This is a genomic window from Nocardioides luteus (assembly GCF_000960475.2).
GTDB classification, from domain to species: Bacteria; Actinomycetota; Actinomycetes; order Propionibacteriales; family Nocardioidaceae; genus Nocardioides; species Nocardioides luteus_A.
In genome coordinates, this window is sequence record NZ_JZDQ02000030.1 from 18,711 (window position 1) to 35,456 (window position 16,746).

At 70.7% G+C, this 16,746-nt stretch carries 15 protein-coding genes; 9 read left to right on the forward strand and 6 right to left on the reverse strand.

Translation table 11 applies throughout. The features are described 5' to 3' along the window. Positions 1 to 54 precede the first annotated feature (54 nt). Positions 55 to 936 carry an alcohol dehydrogenase catalytic domain-containing protein gene (locus UG56_RS19705; protein ID WP_045547028.1) on the reverse strand — a complete coding sequence of 294 codons (882 nt, stop codon included), beginning with the start codon at positions 934 to 936 and terminating at the stop codon, positions 55 to 57. Positions 937 to 1,047: 111 nt separating this feature from the next. On the opposite strand from UG56_RS19705, the gene UG56_RS19710 reads away from it, so the two are divergent. The 4 genes from UG56_RS19710 to UG56_RS19725 all read left to right on the forward strand — a co-directional run bounded on the left by UG56_RS19710 (position 1,048) and on the right by UG56_RS19725 (position 3,805). Then, a complete protein-coding gene (locus UG56_RS19710; RefSeq protein ID WP_045547029.1) occupies positions 1,048 to 1,434 on the forward strand; it encodes a winged helix-turn-helix transcriptional regulator in 387 nt (128 codons plus the stop codon). A gap of 305 nt (positions 1,435 to 1,739) precedes the next feature. Beyond that, complete coding sequence (locus UG56_RS28480; RefSeq protein WP_177191510.1) at positions 1,740 to 2,198, forward strand: DUF4232 domain-containing protein; 459 nt, start codon at positions 1,740 to 1,742, stop codon at positions 2,196 to 2,198. Positions 2,199 to 2,228: 30 nt separating this feature from the next. Continuing rightward, complete coding sequence (locus UG56_RS19720) at positions 2,229 to 3,296, forward strand: glycerophosphodiester phosphodiesterase family protein (RefSeq protein ID WP_045547030.1); 1,068 nt, start codon at positions 2,229 to 2,231, stop codon at positions 3,294 to 3,296. A 23-nt stretch (positions 3,297 to 3,319) separates the two neighbouring features. Then, complete coding sequence (locus tag UG56_RS19725; RefSeq protein ID WP_045547031.1) at positions 3,320 to 3,805, forward strand: pyridoxamine 5'-phosphate oxidase family protein; 486 nt, start codon at positions 3,320 to 3,322, stop codon at positions 3,803 to 3,805. Positions 3,806 to 3,810: 5 nt separating this feature from the next. Here UG56_RS19725 and UG56_RS19730 read toward each other — a convergent pair whose 3' ends face one another. From UG56_RS19730 to UG56_RS19740, 3 genes are read right to left on the reverse strand one after another with little or no spacing between them, the layout of a single operon-like run. After that, positions 3,811 to 4,581, reverse strand: coding sequence for an ABC transporter ATP-binding protein (locus UG56_RS19730; RefSeq protein WP_045547032.1), 771 nt, complete (start codon positions 4,579 to 4,581; stop codon positions 3,811 to 3,813). Further along, complete coding sequence (locus UG56_RS19735; protein ID WP_045547033.1) at positions 4,578 to 5,552, reverse strand: ABC transporter substrate-binding protein; 975 nt, start codon at positions 5,550 to 5,552, stop codon at positions 4,578 to 4,580. The genes UG56_RS19730 and UG56_RS19735 overlap by 4 nt, the downstream gene beginning before the upstream one ends. 18 nt (positions 5,553 to 5,570) lie before the next feature. Then, complete coding sequence (locus UG56_RS19740) at positions 5,571 to 6,629, reverse strand: FecCD family ABC transporter permease (protein ID WP_045547034.1); 1,059 nt, start codon at positions 6,627 to 6,629, stop codon at positions 5,571 to 5,573. 127 nt (positions 6,630 to 6,756) lie between these two features. Here UG56_RS19740 and UG56_RS19745 point away from each other — a divergent pair, with 127 nt between their 5' ends. Both UG56_RS19745 and UG56_RS19750 read left to right on the forward strand, forming a co-directional pair. Then, positions 6,757 to 7,989, forward strand: coding sequence for a geranylgeranyl reductase family protein (locus tag UG56_RS19745; protein ID WP_045547035.1), 1,233 nt, complete (start codon positions 6,757 to 6,759; stop codon positions 7,987 to 7,989). Then, positions 7,989 to 8,933, forward strand: coding sequence for an NUDIX domain-containing protein (locus UG56_RS19750; protein ID WP_045547084.1), 945 nt, complete (start codon positions 7,989 to 7,991; stop codon positions 8,931 to 8,933). Before UG56_RS19745 ends, UG56_RS19750 begins: the two co-directional genes overlap by 1 nt. Before the next feature lie 156 nt (positions 8,934 to 9,089). Here UG56_RS19750 and UG56_RS19755 read toward each other — a convergent pair whose 3' ends face one another. Continuing rightward, the gene (locus tag UG56_RS19755; protein ID WP_045547036.1) at positions 9,090 to 10,052 is read right to left on the reverse strand and encodes an ornithine cyclodeaminase family protein; all 963 of its coding nucleotides are present in this window, start codon (positions 10,050 to 10,052) and stop codon (positions 9,090 to 9,092) included. An 18-nt stretch (positions 10,053 to 10,070) separates the two neighbouring features. After that, positions 10,071 to 11,429, reverse strand: coding sequence for an MFS transporter (locus tag UG56_RS19760; protein WP_045547037.1), 1,359 nt, complete (start codon positions 11,427 to 11,429; stop codon positions 10,071 to 10,073). A 150-nt stretch (positions 11,430 to 11,579) separates the two neighbouring features. Between UG56_RS19760 and UG56_RS19765 the strand changes: the two genes are divergently transcribed. The 3 genes from UG56_RS19765 to UG56_RS19775 all read left to right on the forward strand — a co-directional run bounded on the left by UG56_RS19765 (position 11,580) and on the right by UG56_RS19775 (position 16,710). Continuing rightward, positions 11,580 to 14,381, forward strand: a complete 2,802-nt coding sequence (locus tag UG56_RS19765; RefSeq protein ID WP_045547038.1) for an FAD-binding and (Fe-S)-binding domain-containing protein — start codon at positions 11,580 to 11,582, stop codon at positions 14,379 to 14,381. Between the two features lie 140 nt (positions 14,382 to 14,521). Continuing rightward, the gene (locus UG56_RS19770) at positions 14,522 to 15,733 is read left to right on the forward strand and encodes a class I SAM-dependent methyltransferase (protein WP_256206771.1); all 1,212 of its coding nucleotides are present in this window, start codon (positions 14,522 to 14,524) and stop codon (positions 15,731 to 15,733) included. Beyond that, a complete protein-coding gene (locus UG56_RS19775) occupies positions 15,730 to 16,710 on the forward strand; it encodes a hypothetical protein (RefSeq protein ID WP_045547039.1) in 981 nt (326 codons plus the stop codon). The genes UG56_RS19770 and UG56_RS19775 overlap by 4 nt, the downstream gene beginning before the upstream one ends. The last annotated feature ends 36 nt before the right edge of the window (positions 16,711 to 16,746 follow it).

The window sequence follows — 16,746 nt, forward strand, 5'->3', positions numbered from 1 at the left end:
GAGTGGTCATCTGAAGGCCCCGCCTCCCTCGGGAGGCGGGGCCTTCGCCGTTCCTCACGGGATCAGCAGCCAGCGGCCGTCCGACCCCGGCGCCGCGTCCGCCTCCTGGTAGGCCTCGGCGGCCTTGCTGAGCGGGCGGGTGGCGGCGATCCGGGTCGGCACGGTGCCGTCGGCGGCCAGCTCGAGGAGACCGGCCAGGACCGGTCCGTCGGCATGGCTCATCACGGTCGAGACCTCGATGCCACGCTCGGACTCCGGCGCCCGGCCGGGCTTGACGCTGATGTAGCGGCCGCCGTCGCGTACGCCTGCCAGGGCCGGCTCGTTCAGAGCAGCCAGATCGAGGACGGCATCGTGGGCGCGCGGCTCGATCTCGGTGACGGTCCGGTCGGCGCCGGTGGCGAGGTGCTCGGTTCCGGGACGTACGAGGGCGTCGACGGTCCAACCGTCGGCCTTCGCCAGAGCCAGCGCCCAGAGGCCGACCCCGCCGGCGGCGCCGGTGACGAGGAGGCTGCCGCGCTCTGGACCGAGCAGGTCGAGGGCCTGGCGGGCGGTGAGTGCGTTGAGCGGGGCTGCGGCGGCCGCCTCGAGCGAGAGCGCGGTCGGTACGACCGCGGCGTCGGCTGCGGGGAGCACGACCTCGGTCGCATGTGCACGGGCACCTGCGGCGGGGTTGCCGTGGAAGCCGGCGACCCGGTCGCCGACGGCGAAGCCGGAGACCGTCTCGCCGACCTCGGTGACCACGCCGCTGAAGTCGAAGCCGAGACCGATCACGTCGGGGAGGCCGATGGCCGCGTGGTCGGCGGCGACGAAGGCGTCGAAGAGGGTGAAGCCGGCCGCGGCCACCTCGACCCGGATGTCGTCGGTGCCCAGGGGCTGCGACGGGAGCTCCTCGAGGTGCGGGGTCGGGTCGCCGGCGCGGGAGATGAGTGCGTACATGGTGTTCGTCCTTCGGTATGTGGTCGACTGCTTGCATGCACTACTTTCGGTGCCCTACTCTCTATTGGGAAGAAGGCACTTTGAAGTGGTGTACGCACCTGGAGGTTTGCCATGGGGACGACAACGGCCGAGCGACCGAGCGGATTCGACGCGTTCACGGCGATGTGTCCGAGCCGGCGGCTGCTGGACACGATCGGTGACAAGTGGGTGAGCCTGGCGATCGTGGCGCTCGGGATCCGCGGGCCGCTGAGGTATTCGGAGCTGGCCTCCCAGATCGAGGGGGTCAGCCAGAAGATGCTGACCCAGTCGCTGCGGAAGATGGAGCGCGACGGGCTCCTGATCCGCACGGTGACCCCGTCGGTGCCGGTGCGCACCGACTACGAGCTCACCCCGCTCGGGCTGACGCTGCTGCCCGTCATCGCCCACCTCAAGGAGTGGGCCGAGGAGCACATGGCGGACGTCGATGCCGCCCGGACGGCGTACGACGCACGGGCCTGAGAATTTCTCGCAACCGGATGCAACGGACCATCAGGTCCGCGCGTCTCAGGGGTAGGACGATGAGTTACTGGCTGGGTGACATCTGGCTGACATCTGCTACTCGAGGAGCGAAGATGCGGCGCGTACGGCTGATAGTGGTCGGAGTCGGGATCTTCGGCGTGCTCGCGGTGGGAGGTTGCGGGTCGACGACGGACGGGGCGGTCGACTCTTCACCATCTGCCTCCGGGACCGCAGATCCTACCCAGGCCGGCAGCTCGCCATCGTCCCCGATTCAGTCCTCACCGGCGGCCACGGGGGGTTCGCCGGTGAGGACTGAGTCCCCTTCTTCCGATGCGGCGCCGGCGGATCCGGTGACGCCGAAGTGCGCCAACGCCGACCTGAAGGCCGGTTATCGCGCGACCGATGCGGGTGCGGGCTCGAGGTTCGGCGAGATCACCCTGACCAACGTCTCCGACCATGCGTGCGCCCTGGGCGGTTTCGGCGGGTTGTCGTACGTCGGGGGTGACAACGGCACCCAGATCGGCGCGCCGGCGTCGCGTGAGGGCTCGTGGCGCAAGGTGATCATGAAGCCCGGCCAGGTGGCCGTGAGCGAGGTCTCCGAGTCGACCGCCGAGAACTACCCGGCCGCGACCTGCAAGCCGGCCGAGGTGGACGGGTTCCGGGTCTACCCGCCCGACTCCTACGACTCCCAGTTCGTCCGCCACGAGACGACCGGGTGTGCGTCCAAGAAGGTGTCGCTCCTGTCTCACCACGCGTTCCACTAGCGGCCATCCGCCGGCGGGATCCTGTCGGGCATGAGACGTGTCCGAGCAGGCCTCCTCGTGTCCGCGGTGCTCCTGGCGAGCTCCGCCCTCACCCCGGCGCACGCCGCGAACGACTCGCGGACCTTCGATCTCCAGGCGCACCGCGGCGGCATCGCGCTGACGGTCGAGAACACGCTCCCGGCCTTCGAGCGGGCGCTGCAGCTGGGGGTGAGCACCCTCGAGCTCGATGTGCAGATCACCGAGGACGGCTACGCGGTCGTCACCCATGACCGGGACCCGAACCCGGCCAAGTGCGTCGACACCGCACCGGCCTTCCCCGGCGATCCCGAGTTCCCGTACGTGCCGAACCGGACCTACATCAAGGACCTGACGCTCGCCCAGGTGCGCACGATCGACTGCGGATCGCTGCGGCAGCCGCAGTTCCCCGAGCAGGAGCTGGCGCCGGGGGCTCGGATGCCGCTGCTCTCGGAGGTGTTCTCCCTGGTCAACAGCTACCACGCGGGCCAGGTCACGCTGAACGTGGAGACCAAGGTCGAGGCGGGTGCGCCGGAGCAGACCGCGCCCCGCGAGCAGTTCGTACGCGTCGTGCTGGCCGAGATCAGGCGGGCGCACATCCGCAACCAGGTCACGATCCAGAGCTTCGACTGGGGCGCGCTGAAGCGAGTCCGAGAGGTCGAGCCTCGGCTGCCGATCGTCGCGCTGACCAACGGGCAGCAGTTCCTCCAGCAGGGACAGCCGGGCGCCTCGCCGTGGCTGGGCGGGATCGACATCGACGACTTCGAGGGCTCGCTGCAGGAGCGGTACGTCGCGGCCGCGGACTCCTTCGGGGCCGACGCGGTCTCGCCGGTTCACGGTGACCCGCAGGGCGGCTCGGTGTCGGACCCCGGTTATGTGCCGTTCACGAACCAGGAGCTGGTCGACGCCGCGCACGCCCGCGGGATCGCGGTCGTGCCGTGGACGGTGGACGACGTCGCCACGATGGAGCACCTGATCGACCTCGGGGTCGACGGGATGATCACCGACCGGCCGGACGTGCTGCGCGAGGTGCTGGCCGAGCGCGGCTACAAGCTGCCGCGCATATATGCAGGTCACGTGTAGGAAAGTCGCCTACCCTCTGGGGTATGGCAGCTGATCTGGACAGACACGTCCGCGGGATCGTCGACGGGGTCGCCTACCTGGTGCTGGCGACCACGGATCCCGATGGGCGGCCGCGTACGTCGCCGGTCTACTTCTCCCACGACGGCTACCGGGACCTCTACTGGGTCTCGGCGCCGGACGCCCAGCACTCCCGCAACATCGTCCGCGACCCGCGGGTGGCCGGGGTCATCTTCGACTCCTCGGTGCCGCCGGGGTCGGGGGCGAGTGCTGCGTACGTGACCGGGATGGCCCGCCAGGTGCCCGACTTCGAGCTCGAGAAGCGCTGCGCGGTGGCGTTCCACCGGCTCGTCGGGACGGCTCGGGCGTTCAAGCCCGCCGAGCTGCGCGGCGAGGCGCCGCTGCGGCTCTACGTGATGGACGTCGAGCTCTGGGAGGCGCATCTGCCCGGGGTCGACCCGGACGACGAGGAGGCTCCGGAGACCCGGGTCGAGGCGGCGCCGGAGCTCTGAGGTCGTCAGGTCGCCGGGCGGAAAAGGAGATGGATCTCCTCGCGCAGCTCGAGCCGCTCGATGCCGATGCCGTAGACCGGTTCCAGGATCTCGGGCCGGAGCACCTCGTCGACGGTCCCGCGCGCGGCGACGCGGTGCTGGTCGAGCAGCACCAGGTCGTCGCAGTAGCGGGCCGCCAGGTTGAGGTCGTGGAGCACGACGATCGCCGTCGTCCCGAGTTTGCGCACCAGGGCGAGGATCTCGTGCTGGTAGCGGATGTCGAGATGGTTGGTCGGCTCGTCGAGGAGCAGGTGGGTCGCCTCCTGGGCCAGTGCCCGGGCGATGAGCACCCGCTGCCGTTCCCCGCCGGAGAGCGCGGCGAAGGAACGCGGACCGAGGTGGGTGCCGCCGACCCGCTCGAGGCACTCGGCCGCGATCTCCAGGTCGTGCTCGCCGGCTCTGGCGAAGGCGGACAGGTGCGGCGTACGTCCCAGCAGCACCATCTCGCCGGCGGTCAGTGTCCCCGAAAAATTGGGATCAGCGGTGCCGGACTCCTGGACGACGACGGCCAGCCGGCGGGCGACCTCCTTGGCCGGCAGGCCGGCGAGGTCGTCGCCGTCGATCTCGACGGTGCCACTGCCGCGGAGGGCCCCGTAGAGCAGCCGGAGGAGGGTGGTCTTGCCGCTCCCGTTCGGCCCGATCAGTCCGAGGACCCGGCCATCGTGGGAGGAGACGTCGACGTCGTCGAGGATCGTCGTCGTGCCGTACGTCCAGGACAGGCCGCGTGCCTCGATCACTGGGCGAACCTGTCGATGATCCGCTCCAGGCCGTCGACCGAGAGGGCCGAGGGCGGCTCGGTGAAGTTGAACAGCTGCGCCATCACGTCGCCGTTCCTGACCGCGGTGAGGTCCTCGGCGCCGGCCAGCTGCGTGATCGACTTCTCGACCATCGCAGGGTCGCCGGCGTTGTGGAGCAGGATGAGGACGTCGGGGTTGCGTTCGAGGAGGTCCTCGGTCGAGACCTCGAAGACCCGCTCGTCGACGTCGGCGAAGACGTCCTCGAACCCGGCTGCCTCCAGCTGCGGGTGGGCCATCGACCGGGTGCCGTAGGCGTAGGTCACGCCACCGCCGACGGTGGGGTAGAGAACGGCTGCCGTACGTCCCTTGCCGACCTTCTTCGTCTCCAGGTCGGTGACGCGTCTGCGCAGGTCAGTGACAGCCTGGGCGGCTTCGTCCGTCCTGTCGAAGACCCTGCCGTAGGCCTCCAGCTGGCTGTAGACGTCCTCGAACCCGGGGTCGTCGACGCCCTCGGGGCACATCGCCGGCTCCTCGAGGAGGTCGATGTCGACGGCGTCGAGGGTGTCCCGGGAGAGGTTGTCGACCTCGCCGATGACCAGGTCGGGCTGCTCGGCGATCACGACCTCCTTGGAGATCTGCAGGTGGCCGCTGGTGTCCATCTCGTCGGTGAGCAGCGGGATGTCGTCGAGCTCGGCCCGGGTCGCGGCGTCGTAGTAGTCGGCGGGGTAGTCACCGGCCCGGGCGACGACCTGGTCCATCACGCCGAGCGCGTGCAGGTAGGGCACTGCGGAGCTCTTCAGCATCACGACGCGCTCCGGCGGAGCGTCGAAGGTGACCTGGGCGCCACAGTTCTCGAGGGTGACCGGGAAGCCGTCTCGGGCGGCGTCGGTGCCGGTGGTGGTGGCGTCGGCGCCGCAGGCGGTGGTCGTGGTCAGCACGAGGGCCGCGGTGGCGATCATGGGGCGGATCATTCGTGGGCTCCTGAGGGGTCAGACGTCGCGCGCCGAGAAGCGCCGGATGAGGACGATGAGGAACGGGGCGCCGAGGAGCGCGGTGACGATCCCGATCGGGATCTCCTGGGGCTGGAGGAGGACCCGGGCGAGCACGTCGGCCCAGACCAGCAGGATCGCGCCCATGAGGGCGGCGGCCGGGACGGCGACGGAGTGGGCGGAGCCGACCGCGCGGCGGGCCAGGTGTGGCACGACCAGGCCGACGAAGCCGATGCTGCCGGCTGCCGAGACGACCACGCCGACGGTCAGGGCGACGACGACCAGCAGCAGGGTGCGGAAGCGGTCGGGGGAGATGCCGAGAGTGTGGGCGGTCTCGTCGCCGATCGCGAGGGCGTCGAGACCGCGACCGGACAGCGTCAGCAGGGTGATCGTGGTGGCGACCGCGACGGCCACGACGGCGAGCAGGCCGTCCCACTGCGCCAGGCCGAGCGAGCCGAGCAGCCAGAACATCACTGACCGGGCGCCCTCGGCCGAGCCCGAGGCGAAGATCAGGAAGCTGGTCAGACCGTAGAGCAGATAGCCGACCGCGACGCCGGAGAGCAGCAGCCGCAGCGAGGTGACCCGGCCGCCGCTGCGGGCGAGGGCGAAGACCAGGAACGATGCCGCGAGAGCACCGAGGAAGGCGGAGCCGGGCAGGGCGTACGCCCCCAGGCCGGTGCCCGCGCCGAAGAGGATCGCGGCCGCGGCGCCGCTGGAGGCGCCGGAGTTGATCCCGAGCAGATAGGGGTCGGCGAGCATGTTGCGGACCATCGCCTGCAGCGCCATGCCGGTGACGGCCAGGCCCGCGCCGACCAGGGCGCCGAGGAGCACGCGGGGGAGACGTACCTTCCACACGATCGCCTCCTCGGCGGCCCTCCAGCCGGCCTCGGGCAGGCCGAGGAGGTGGTGGCCGAGGATCTGGGCGACCGCCCCCGGGGTGACGTACGCAGCGCCCAGACCGACCGCGACGACGACCGTCGCCACGGCGGCTGCGAGGAGGCCGAGGAGCCAGCTGACGGCGCGCCGGCGGCGGCGACGTACGCCCAGAGGGTCGTGCACGTGGGGGCCTTCCGAGACTGCTTCGAGAGTTAATGCGAAGAACTTGCAATAACCTAGCAGGACCCCTTGCCGGCCGGAGGTGAGGGTTCTCTGACCGGGCCTGTGGCGGGTCTGGGAAGATATGCGCATGACCTCGTCCCTTCCGCAGTCAGCTGACGTGCTCGTCGTGGGGGCCGGGCCTGCGGGCTCGGCCGCGGCGACCTGGCTGGCGCGTGCCGGGGTCGATGTCCTGCTGACCGACGCGGCCGTCTTTCCGCGCGACAAGACCTGCGGCGACGGGCTGACCCCGCGCGCGACCCACGAGCTGGTCCGGCTCGGGCTGGAGGACTGGCTGCGTACGCACCCGGTCTCGAAGGGGCTGCGGGCGCACGGGTTCGGGCAGACGCTGCACCTGCCGTGGCCCGGTGGGACGCTGCCGTCGTGGGGGTCCGCGGTGCCGCGTACGGAGCTCGACGACCATCTGCGCACCGTGGCGATCAAGTCCGGCGCGACGGCGGTCGACGGGGTGCGTGCGGTCGACGTGCGCTGGGACGGGGCGCGGATCGCCGCCGTGGTCTTCGCCGGCGGCCAGGAGGTCGCGTGCCGGTCGGTCGTGGTGGCGGACGGGGTGCGCTCGCCGCTGGGCAAGGTGCTGGGGCGGGAGTGGCACCGCGACACCGTCTACGGCGTCGCCGGGCGGGCCTACATCGCCTCCGACCAGGCCGATGACGAGTGGATCTCCTCCCACCTGGAGCTGCGCGACGAGTCCGGTGAAGCGCTGCCGGGATACGGCTGGATCTTCCCGCTGGGCTCGGGCGAGGTGAACATCGGCGCGGGTGCGCTGGCCACCTCCAAACGTCCCGCCGACGTCGCGATCAAGCCGCTGATGCGGCACTACACCGAGCAGTGCCGCGAGGAGTTCGGCCTCAAGGGCGAGCTGCGGGCGGAGAAGTCCGCCCTGCTGCCGATGGGTGGCGCGGTCTCCGGCGTCGCCGGCGCCAACTGGGCGCTGATCGGCGATGCCGCCGGGTGCGTGAACCCGCTCAACGGTGAGGGGATCGACTACGGGCTGGAGACCGGGCGGATGGTCGCCGACGCGATCGTCGCCGGGGAGGACCTGGCCACCACCTGGCCGGCGACCCTGCGTGAGCACTACGGCGAGGCGTTCTCCATCGCTCGCCGCCTGGCCGGCATCGCGACCCGTCCCAAGCTGGTCTCCACCCTCGGGCCTGCGGGGATGCGCTCCGACTGGCTGATGACGCTGGCTCTGCGGTGGATGGGCAACCTCGTCACCGAGGAGGACCGTGACCGCGCCGCCAAGGTGTGGCGCTGGGCCGGTCGCCGCTCGCTCGCTCTCGACTCCCGACCCCCGTTCAGCTGATGGCGACGCGGAATCGGGGCCGCGGTGGGCGGCGACGCAAGCTTCCGATGGTGCAGCGGGTGGGGGCGTACGCCGTCATCATCAGGGCCGGCGCGGGCGCCGAGCCGGAGATCCTGCTCAGCCGGCTCTCGGAGAAGGTCACGCCGGAGGAGCGGTGGACGCTGCCCGGCGGCGGGATCGACCACGGCGAGGACCCGCGTGACGCGGTCGTGCGTGAGGTCTACGAGGAGGCCGGCGTGCCGGTCGAGGTCGGTGTCGAGGCACGGGTCTACTCCGTCCATCAGGCCAAGGCCTGGCGGCTGGGCCGACGGGTCAACTCCCACGCGATCCGGATCGTCTACGACGGCTGGGTGCCTCACGACGCTCCCGAGCCGCAGACGATGGAGGTCGACGGGTCGACGGCTGAGGCGGCCTGGCTGCCTCTCGCCGCGGTGGTGAGCGGCGAGATCCCGACGTCCCCGCTGGTCACCGACGCCCTCGAGGTGCACAAGCCGGCGCGGATGCAGCGGTTGGCTGCGTACGCGTTCATCACCCGTGCCGCCGACGACGCGATCCTGCTCACCCGGATCTCGCCGCTCGGCTACCACTCGGGCTCGTGGACGCTGCCCGGCGGCGGGGTCGACTTCGGGGAGCAGCCGCGGGATGCGCTGGTGCGCGAGGTGGTCGAGGAGTGCGGCCTGACCTGCGAGGTCGGCGCCCTGATCGACGTGCACGACGTGAACATCACCGGCACCGCTCCCAGTGGCCGTCACGAGGAGTTCCACGGCGTCCATCTCATCTTCGCCGCGACCGTTCCCGACGGCGCGGAGCCGCGGGTGGTCGAGGTGGGTGGCACCACCGACGCCGTACGCTGGGTGACCCGCCCCGAGTTGGAAACCCTCCCCCTCCTCGATGTGGTGGAGGCCGCGCTAGCCGCTGAGAAGTCAGAATCTGACGCCGAGTAGTCGAAATCTGACGCCGAGAGGTCGATTTCTGGTGGTGAAACGTCGATTTCTGGCACCGAGATAGTGCGTCCAAGGACGACCTCTCGCGGGCAGAAATCGACTACTCAAGGCCAAGAACTGACGTCTCGGCGTCAGATTTCGACTGTTCGGGGCGGGTTACCCTAGGTCGGCTTGGGTGCCGGCGTCTTGGGCCTCGGCGGCGGTCAGGATCATGGCTGCTGCTGCGGCGTCTTGGACACCGACGCCTACGGACAGGTAGACGTTGACGTCCGTCGGGGTTGGGCTGCGGTCGAGGGTGGCGCCGGTCAGGAGCGAGCCGAGGTCGGTGATCCGGTCCGGGTCGACCGAGCCGGAGGCGACGGCTTCGACGACTGGGCCGGAGTCGGTGAGCGCGGACGGACGGTAGTCGACCACGACCGTGGAGCGTGTCAGCAGCGACGGCGGCAGCTCGACGCGGTCGGGTGCGAAGGAGCCGACGCTGGCCACCGTGGTGCCGTCGGTGACCCAGGCGTCCTCGATGACCGGGGTGAGGGACGAGGTGCAGAGGACGACGATGTCGGCGTCGCGTACGGCCTGTTCCAGGTCGGTCATCGCGACGGCGCCGTGCGACCCGGCGATCTCGGTGGCCGCAGCATGGTCCCGGCCGTAGATCTGGAGCTCGGCGTCGGGATGGCTCACCGCGAAAGCGTCCAGGTGCGCGCGGGCCTGGGCGCCGGTGCCGACGACGAGGATTCTCCGGGCACCGGGAGCGAGCTGCTGCATGGCGAGGCTGGTCGCGGCAGCGGTGCGTAGGCCGGTGACGCTGTCACCGTTGATGATCGCGCGAGGCTCGCCGGTCTCGGCGTCGAGGACGGTGATGACCGAGTGCACGGCGCCGCGGCCACGGGCGGCGTTGGCCGGGTTGACGCTGCCGAACTTGCTCACCGCGGGGGCGTCGGGAGCGAGCCGGGAGGAGTAGCAGAACGAGACCGACGAGTCCGGTCCCGGAACGAGGAGCCGGGGAGGCTGGACGGCCTCCCCGGCTCCCAGTCGGGTGAACGCCTCGCGCTGGGACTCCAGCGCGAGCTGCGGCGTGAAGATGCTGCGTACGTCGGTGGCGGAGAGGATCCTGACGGTCACCCTCGCCACGTTAGACGGTCAGACCGTGGCCTTCTCGGTGGTCTCCTCGAGGGCCACGTCCTTGGTCTCCTTGCCGATCACCAGCGAGATCAGGGTGATGCCGGCCATGACGGAGAGGTAGACGCCGACCAGTACGGGCGAACCGTCGGCCTCCTTCCACAGCGCGACCGCGATGAACGGCGCGACCGCGGCGCCGAGGATCGAGGCGACGTTGTAGGAGATGCCGGAGCCGGTGTAGCGCACGCTGGTCGGGAACAGCTCGGGCAGCAGCGCGCCCATCGGCCCGAAGGTGAGGCCCATCAGGGAGAAGCCGAGGACGAGCCAGAGGAGTACGCCGGGGGTGCCGGCGTCGACCAGCGGCACCCAGGCCAGACCGAAGGCGATGATCCCGAGGGTGACCCCGATGAGCAGCCGGCGGCGGCCGAAGCGCTCGGCCAACGGCCCGGAGACCATGGTGAAGATGCCGAAGAAGATCACGCCGAAGATGAGCATCAGGACGAAGGTCGTGTAGCCGTAGCCCAGGCCGGGCACCGGCAGGTCCTTGGCAGCGGTGCCGAACGACAGCGAGAACGCGGTCATCAGGTAGAAGAGGACGTAGGTCGCCAGCATGAAGAAGGTGCCGAGGATCAGCTGCTTGCCCTGGTTGCGGACGACCGAGGCCAGCGGGACCTTGCGGACCAGGCCGGCGTCCTGGCTCTTGGTGAACACCTCGCTCTCGACCAGCCGCAGCCGGACCCACAGGCCGACGATCACCATGACCGCGGAGAAGAGGAACGGCACCCGCCAGCCCCACGCCAGGAACGCGTCGGACGGCTTGGTCGGGTCGGCGCCCTCCGCGGAGAGCAGCGCGGCGATGGTCAGGAACAGGCCGTTGGAGAGGATGAAGCCCAGGGGCGCGCCGAGCTGCGGGAACGTACCGAAGATCGCGCGCTTGCCCTCCGGTGCGTTCTCGGTCGCGACCAGCGCGGCACCGCTCCACTCACCACCGAGCGCGAAGCCCTGGGCCAGGCGCATCAGCACGAGCAGCGCGGTGGCGACCCAGCCGACGGTCTCGTACGTCGGGAGCGCACCGATCAGGAACGTCGCGATGCCCATGGTGAGCAGCGAGATCACCAGGGTCGTCTTGCGGCCGAGACGGTCGCCGAGGTGTCCGAAGAAGACCGCGCCCACCGGGCGGGCGACCATCGCCGCGCCGAAGACGGCGAAGCTCGCCAGGAGCGCGGTGGTCGGGTCACCGGCCGGGAAGAAGAGGGCGGGGAAGACGAGGACGGCTGCGGTCGCGTACGCGTAGAAGTCGTAGAACTCGATCGTCGTCCCGATGAGACTGGCGACGAGCACGCGCGAACGCGGGTTGGCCGGTGCGGGGGTGGCGGACATGGTCTCTCTCCGAGGTCTGTAAGTTCCCGCCTCTCGCGGGTCGTCCCATTATATGAGAGTCCGATATCGCTCCATGAGACGGGTTCGAGTTGTGGTCGTCGTCGGTGGGCGCTGGCCGGCGACCGCGCGGGGGTCTGTGACAATGAGCGGGTGAATGCGACTGCCTCGGATCTGGTGAATGAGCTGCGCAACCAGGGGATCAGCCGGGTCGACGACTCGCCGCTGGCCCGGGCGCTCTACTCCAGCGACGCGAGCCTCTACCGGGTCGTGCCGTCCGTCGTCGTGCGACCCCAGTCCCGCGACGAGCTGATCGGCGTGCACTCGGTGGCTCGATCCGTCGGGGTTCCGGTGACCATGCGGGGCGCGGGCACTTCCATCGCCGGCAACGCGGTCGGCTCCGGGATCGTCGTGGACACCCGAGACCTGCGGACCATCTACGAGATCGACCCGGAGGCGCGGACCGCGCGGATCGACCCCGGCGTCGTGCACGCCGACCTGCAGCGGGCCGCCGCTCCGTACGGGCTGCGCTTCGGGCCGGACCCGTCCACCCACACCCGCTGCACGATCGGCGGGATGATCGGCAACAACGCCTGCGGCAACCGTGCGCTGGGCTATGGCCGCACCGTCGACAACATCGAGGCGCTGACGGTGCTCTTCGGCAACGGCGAGCAGGCGAGCTATGCCGACGGCGTCTCCTCCGGGGAGACGGCCGAGCGGCTCCAGGCGCTCGTGGGCGCCAACCTCGGGCACGTGCGCACCGAGTTCGGCCGCTTCGGGCGCCAGGTCTCGGGCTACTCGCTCGAGCACCTGCTGCCGGAGAAGGGCGGCCGGGTGGACCGGTTCCTGGCCGGGACCGAGGGCACCTTGGCGACCATCCTGGAGACGACCGTTCGGCTCGTCGAGGACACGCCCGGACGGCTGCTGCTCGTGCTCGGCTACCCGACCATGGCCGAGGCGGCCGACGCGGTGCCGGGCCTTCTGCGGGTGGCGCCGGGGCGGCTGATCGCGTGCGAGGGGATGGATGCCCGGATCGCCGATCTGGTGCGCGCCAAGGGCCGCGCGGTGCCCGACCTGCCCAAGGGCGCCGGCTGGCTGATGGTCGAGGTCGCCGGTCAGGACGCGCCTGACCTGGTGAAACGCCTTGCCGCGGAGTCGGGTGCGCTGGAGTCGCGGGTGGTGGTCGATCCCCTCGAGGCTGCCGCGCTGTGGCGGATCCGCGAGGACGGCGCCGGCCTGGCCGGGGTGTCGCTGCCGACGCCGGCCCACTCGGGCTGGGAGGACGCCGCGGTGCCGCCCGAGCACCTTGGTGCCTGGCTGCGGGACTTCGAGGGGATCCTGTCGGACTTCGGTCTGCACGGCTATCCCTACGGCCACTTCGGCGACGGCTGCATCCACTGCCGCATCGACTTTCCCTTTGCGCCGGACTCGCCGGAGTCGGCTCAGGTCTTCCGCGAATTCATGACCGCGTGCGCCACGCAGCTGGTGACCTACGGCGGCTCGCTGTCGGGCGAGCACGGCGACGGGCGGGTGCGCTCGGAGCTGCTGCCGATCATGTACGACGAGACCTCCATCGATCTCTTCGAGCAGGTCAAGGGCATCTGTGACCCGTCCGACCTGCTCAACCCGGGCAACATCGTGCGGCCGGCGTCGATCACCGACGACCTGCGGCCGGTGCGGCCCCGGGCGCTTCCCCGGACCGGGCTGCGGCTGATCCACGACTCCGGTGACCTGGGTGCCGCCGTGCACCGCTGCACCGGCGTCGGCAAGTGTGTGGCCCCGAAGACCATCGGGGTGATGTGCCCCTCCTACCTCGCCACCCGCGAGGAGAAGGACGCGACCCGCGGGCGCGCCCGGGTGCTGCAGGAGGCGCTCGACGGGTCGCTCGTCGACGGCCTCGGCGACCCCGCGGTGGGCGAGGCGCTCGACCTGTGCCTGGCCTGCAAGGGGTGTGCGTCCGACTGCCCCACGGGCATCGACATGGCGACGTACAAGTCCGAGGCGCTCTACCAGAAGCACGACGTCCTCGGGGAGCGGCGGCCGCGCTCGCACGCTCTTCTCGGGCAGCTGCCGAAGTGGGCCCGGCTCGCGGCGCCGTTCACCCAGATGGCCAACGCGTCGCTGAAGGTGCGCCCGTTGGCGAAGATCGCCAAGAAGACCGCCGGCATCGACCAGCGGCGCTCGATCCCGGCGTTCGCGCCGAAGACGCTGAAGCGGTCGGCGCCGGTCGCCCGCCTCGGGGCCGAGACCCCGGACGTCTGGATCTGGGCCGACTCCTTCACCGACCACTTCTTCGCCCAGTCGGGTCATGGCGCGATCAGGTGGCTCGAGTCGCAGGGGCTGAACGTGCGCGTCATCGGCGACAAGGCCTGCTGCGGCCTCACCTGGATCACCACCGGTCAGCTCGATGACGCTCGCAAGATCATGGGGAAGACGGTCCGTACGCTGGCGCCCTATGTCTCCTCCGGCGTCCCGGTCGTCGGGCTCGAGCCGTCGTGCACCGCGACGCTGCGGTCGGACTCGGTGGAGCTCTCCGCGCTCCCCGAGGCCGAGGTCGTACGCGACGGCATGCTCACCTTCGCCGAGCTGGTCACCCGCCTGGTGGGCGAGGGCCGGGTGACCCTGCCGGACCTGACCGGCGTCGAGGTCGTCGCGCAGCCGCACTGCCACCAGCACGCCGTGCTCGGCTGGACCGCCGACGAGGCGCTCCTGAAGCAGGCCGGGGCGACGGTCACCAAGGTCTCGGGCTGCTGCGGCCTGGCCGGAAACTTCGGCGTCGAGGAGGGGCACTACGAGGTGTCGGTCGCGGTCGCGGAGACCCATCTCCTTCCTGCTGTCCGGTCGCATCCCGACGCCGTCGTCCTCGCCGACGGGATGTCGTGCCGCGTCCAGCTCGACGACCTCGCCTCGGTGCCGACCATGCATCTCGCCGAGCTGTTCGCGTCGCGGGTCTGACGGGTGGCCGGGATCGGGGATGGGTGTTGATGCCCGCCCCGCGCCTAGACTGAAGCGGTGAACCCGCGTTACCGCCGAATGATCATTCCCGGCGCGCTGGTCGCCCTTCTGCTGGTCGTCGTCATCGCCGGGGTGCTGAATTGAGCAGGGAGTCCGAGCCGCTGCTGCGGGCGCTGAACCGGATGCGATCGCTGATCCTCGATCCCGACCAGCTGGTCAAGGCGGTCGCGTCGGGCAAGCAGCGCGGCACCACGCCGAAGTGGCGACGTGCCGAGATCCGCTACGTCGACCTCAAGGCCGGGCGACACCTGCAGATCACGACGTACGACGCGACCCAGGCGTTCACCGCGAACCATCCCGTAGGAGATAGTTCGTCACTGGACGATCTTCTCGACGAACCGTTCGCCAACTGGATCGTCACGACCGCGACCGAGCAGACCCAGATCCAGGCGAAGACGCCGACGACCGCCCTCGTCTCGACCACCGAGCTGACCGCGCCGGTCGAGGTCGAACGTGGCCATGACCAGGCAAAAGAGCGGCTGCTGCCGGAGTCGGACCCGGTCTTCCGGGTCCTCGGCCTCTCGGACAAGGACGGGAAGCTGAAGCCGTCGCGCCAGGCGAAGTACCGCCAGGTCGAGGAGTTCCTGCGCCAGCTCGACGCCGCCCTGACCGACGCGATGAAGTCCGGCAAGGTCCGTCGGCCGACCGCCGAGGAACCCCTGCGGATCATCGACCTCGGTGCCGGCAACGGCTATCTGACCTTCGCCGCCCAGCGCTACCTCACCGAGGTCCGCGAGCTGCCCGTCGTCGTCACCGGCGTCGACGTCAAGGAGCAGTCGCGCGAGCACAACTCGAAGATCGCCGCCGAGCTCGGAGTGAACGCCGAGTTCGTGGCCGGGACGATCGACGACGTGCAGCTCGACCAGCAACCCGACGTGGTCCTCGCCCTGCATGCCTGCGACACGGCCACCGACGACGCCCTCGCCCGCGCGATCGAGTGGGAGGCGCCCCTGGTGCTGGCCGCGCCGTGCTGTCACCACGACATCGCCGCTCAGCTCCGTAAGGCGCCGACGCCCGCGCCCTACGCGATGCTCACCCGTCACGGCATCCTCCGCGAGCGTTTCGCCGACACGCTCACCGACGCCCTTCGGGCGAGCCTGCTGCGGCTGTCGGGCTACCGCGTCGAGGTCGTGCAGTTCGTCGAGAGCCAGCACACCCCGCGCAACACCATGCTCCGCGCGATCCGCACCGGATCGCCGGTCAAGGGCGGCTCGGTGAAGAAGGAGTACGACGAGCTGGTGGCCGAGTGGGGCGTACGTCCGAAGCTGGGCGAGCTGCTCTCGGGGCGATGAAGGCGGTCGTCGCCGCTGCGGGCGCGCTCGGGCTGGTGCTGATCTCGTCCGTGCCCGCGCACGCCGCCGGCGACGACGTGCTCTTCTCCTTCTCCGACCCGACGATCAGCGAGGCCAGCGCTCTGACGCCGCTCGGCAAGGGCCTGTACGCCACCACCAACGACTCCGGCGACAGCGGACGTGTCTTCACGGTCGACTCCAGCGGCGACACGGTCGGCGTGACCCACTGGGCGGCGGACCCGGTCGACGTCGAGGGGCTCGCGCCCGCGGGCCGTCACCACGTCTGGGTCGGCGACATCGGCGACAACAACAGCGTCTGGGACTCGATCCGGATCGCGAAGATGCCGGTCGGGCGGGGGGAGCGCACGGTCTCGCCGACCGTCTACGAGCTGGTCTATCCCGACGGTCCGCACAACGCCGAGTCCCTGCTGGCCCACCCCGACGGACGGGTCTTCGTCGCCACGAAGGACTGGGGCGGCGGCCGGCTCTACGCCGTCCCGAAGCGTCTCGACCCCGACGGCCCCAACCGGTTGAAGGAGGTCGCCCCGGTCATCCCGATGGCCACCGACGGCGCCTTCTTCCCCGACGGCAAGCATGTGGTCGTACGCGGCTACTACTCCGCCACGATCTACGACTGGCCCTCGATGGACCGGGTGGGCTCCTTCCGGACCCCCGACCAGGAGCAGGGCGAGGCCATCGGCGTCACCGCCGAGGGCGAGGTCGTCGTCACCAGCGAGGGCATCCGGGCCGAGGTGATCCGCGTCGACCCGGCGCTGGTGAGTGACGTCCTCGGCGAGGGGCCGTCGCCGACGGCTGATCCGACCCCAACCGATGGGCCTGAGCCGGTGGGCGGGGATGAAGCCGAGAGCACGGACAGCGGCGAGGACGGCGACTCGGACGCCGGCGGTTCGCTCGGGCCGGTCGCGCTGGTGGTGCTCGCCGTCGCCGCGTACTTCATCTTCCGCAAGCGCACCTGACGCCGAGTCGGCTCGTCCTGACCGAAATCCCGGCCG

Bases quoted from the DNA above. Each gene is read 5' to 3' on its own strand.
- UG56_RS19775 (WP_045547039.1), top strand. From the start codon at position 15,730: ATGAAGGCGGTCGTCGCCGCTGCGGGCGCGCTCGGGCTGGTGCTGATC.
- UG56_RS19725 (WP_045547031.1), top strand. From the start codon at position 3,320: ATGGCAGCTGATCTGGACAGACACGTCCGCGGGATCGTCGACGGGGTC.
- UG56_RS19735 (WP_045547033.1), bottom strand. From the start codon at position 5,552: ATGATCCGCCCCATGATCGCCACCGCGGCCCTCGTGCTGACCACGACC.
- UG56_RS19705 (WP_045547028.1), bottom strand. From the start codon at position 936: ATGTACGCACTCATCTCCCGCGCCGGCGACCCGACCCCGCACCTCGAG.
- UG56_RS19710 (WP_045547029.1), top strand. From the start codon at position 1,048: ATGGGGACGACAACGGCCGAGCGACCGAGCGGATTCGACGCGTTCACG.
- UG56_RS19745 (WP_045547035.1), top strand. From the start codon at position 6,757: ATGACCTCGTCCCTTCCGCAGTCAGCTGACGTGCTCGTCGTGGGGGCC.
- UG56_RS19760 (WP_045547037.1), bottom strand. From the start codon at position 11,429: ATGTCCGCCACCCCCGCACCGGCCAACCCGCGTTCGCGCGTGCTCGTC.
- UG56_RS19750 (WP_045547084.1), top strand. From the start codon at position 7,989: ATGGCGACGCGGAATCGGGGCCGCGGTGGGCGGCGACGCAAGCTTCCG.
- UG56_RS19720 (WP_045547030.1), top strand. From the start codon at position 2,229: ATGAGACGTGTCCGAGCAGGCCTCCTCGTGTCCGCGGTGCTCCTGGCG.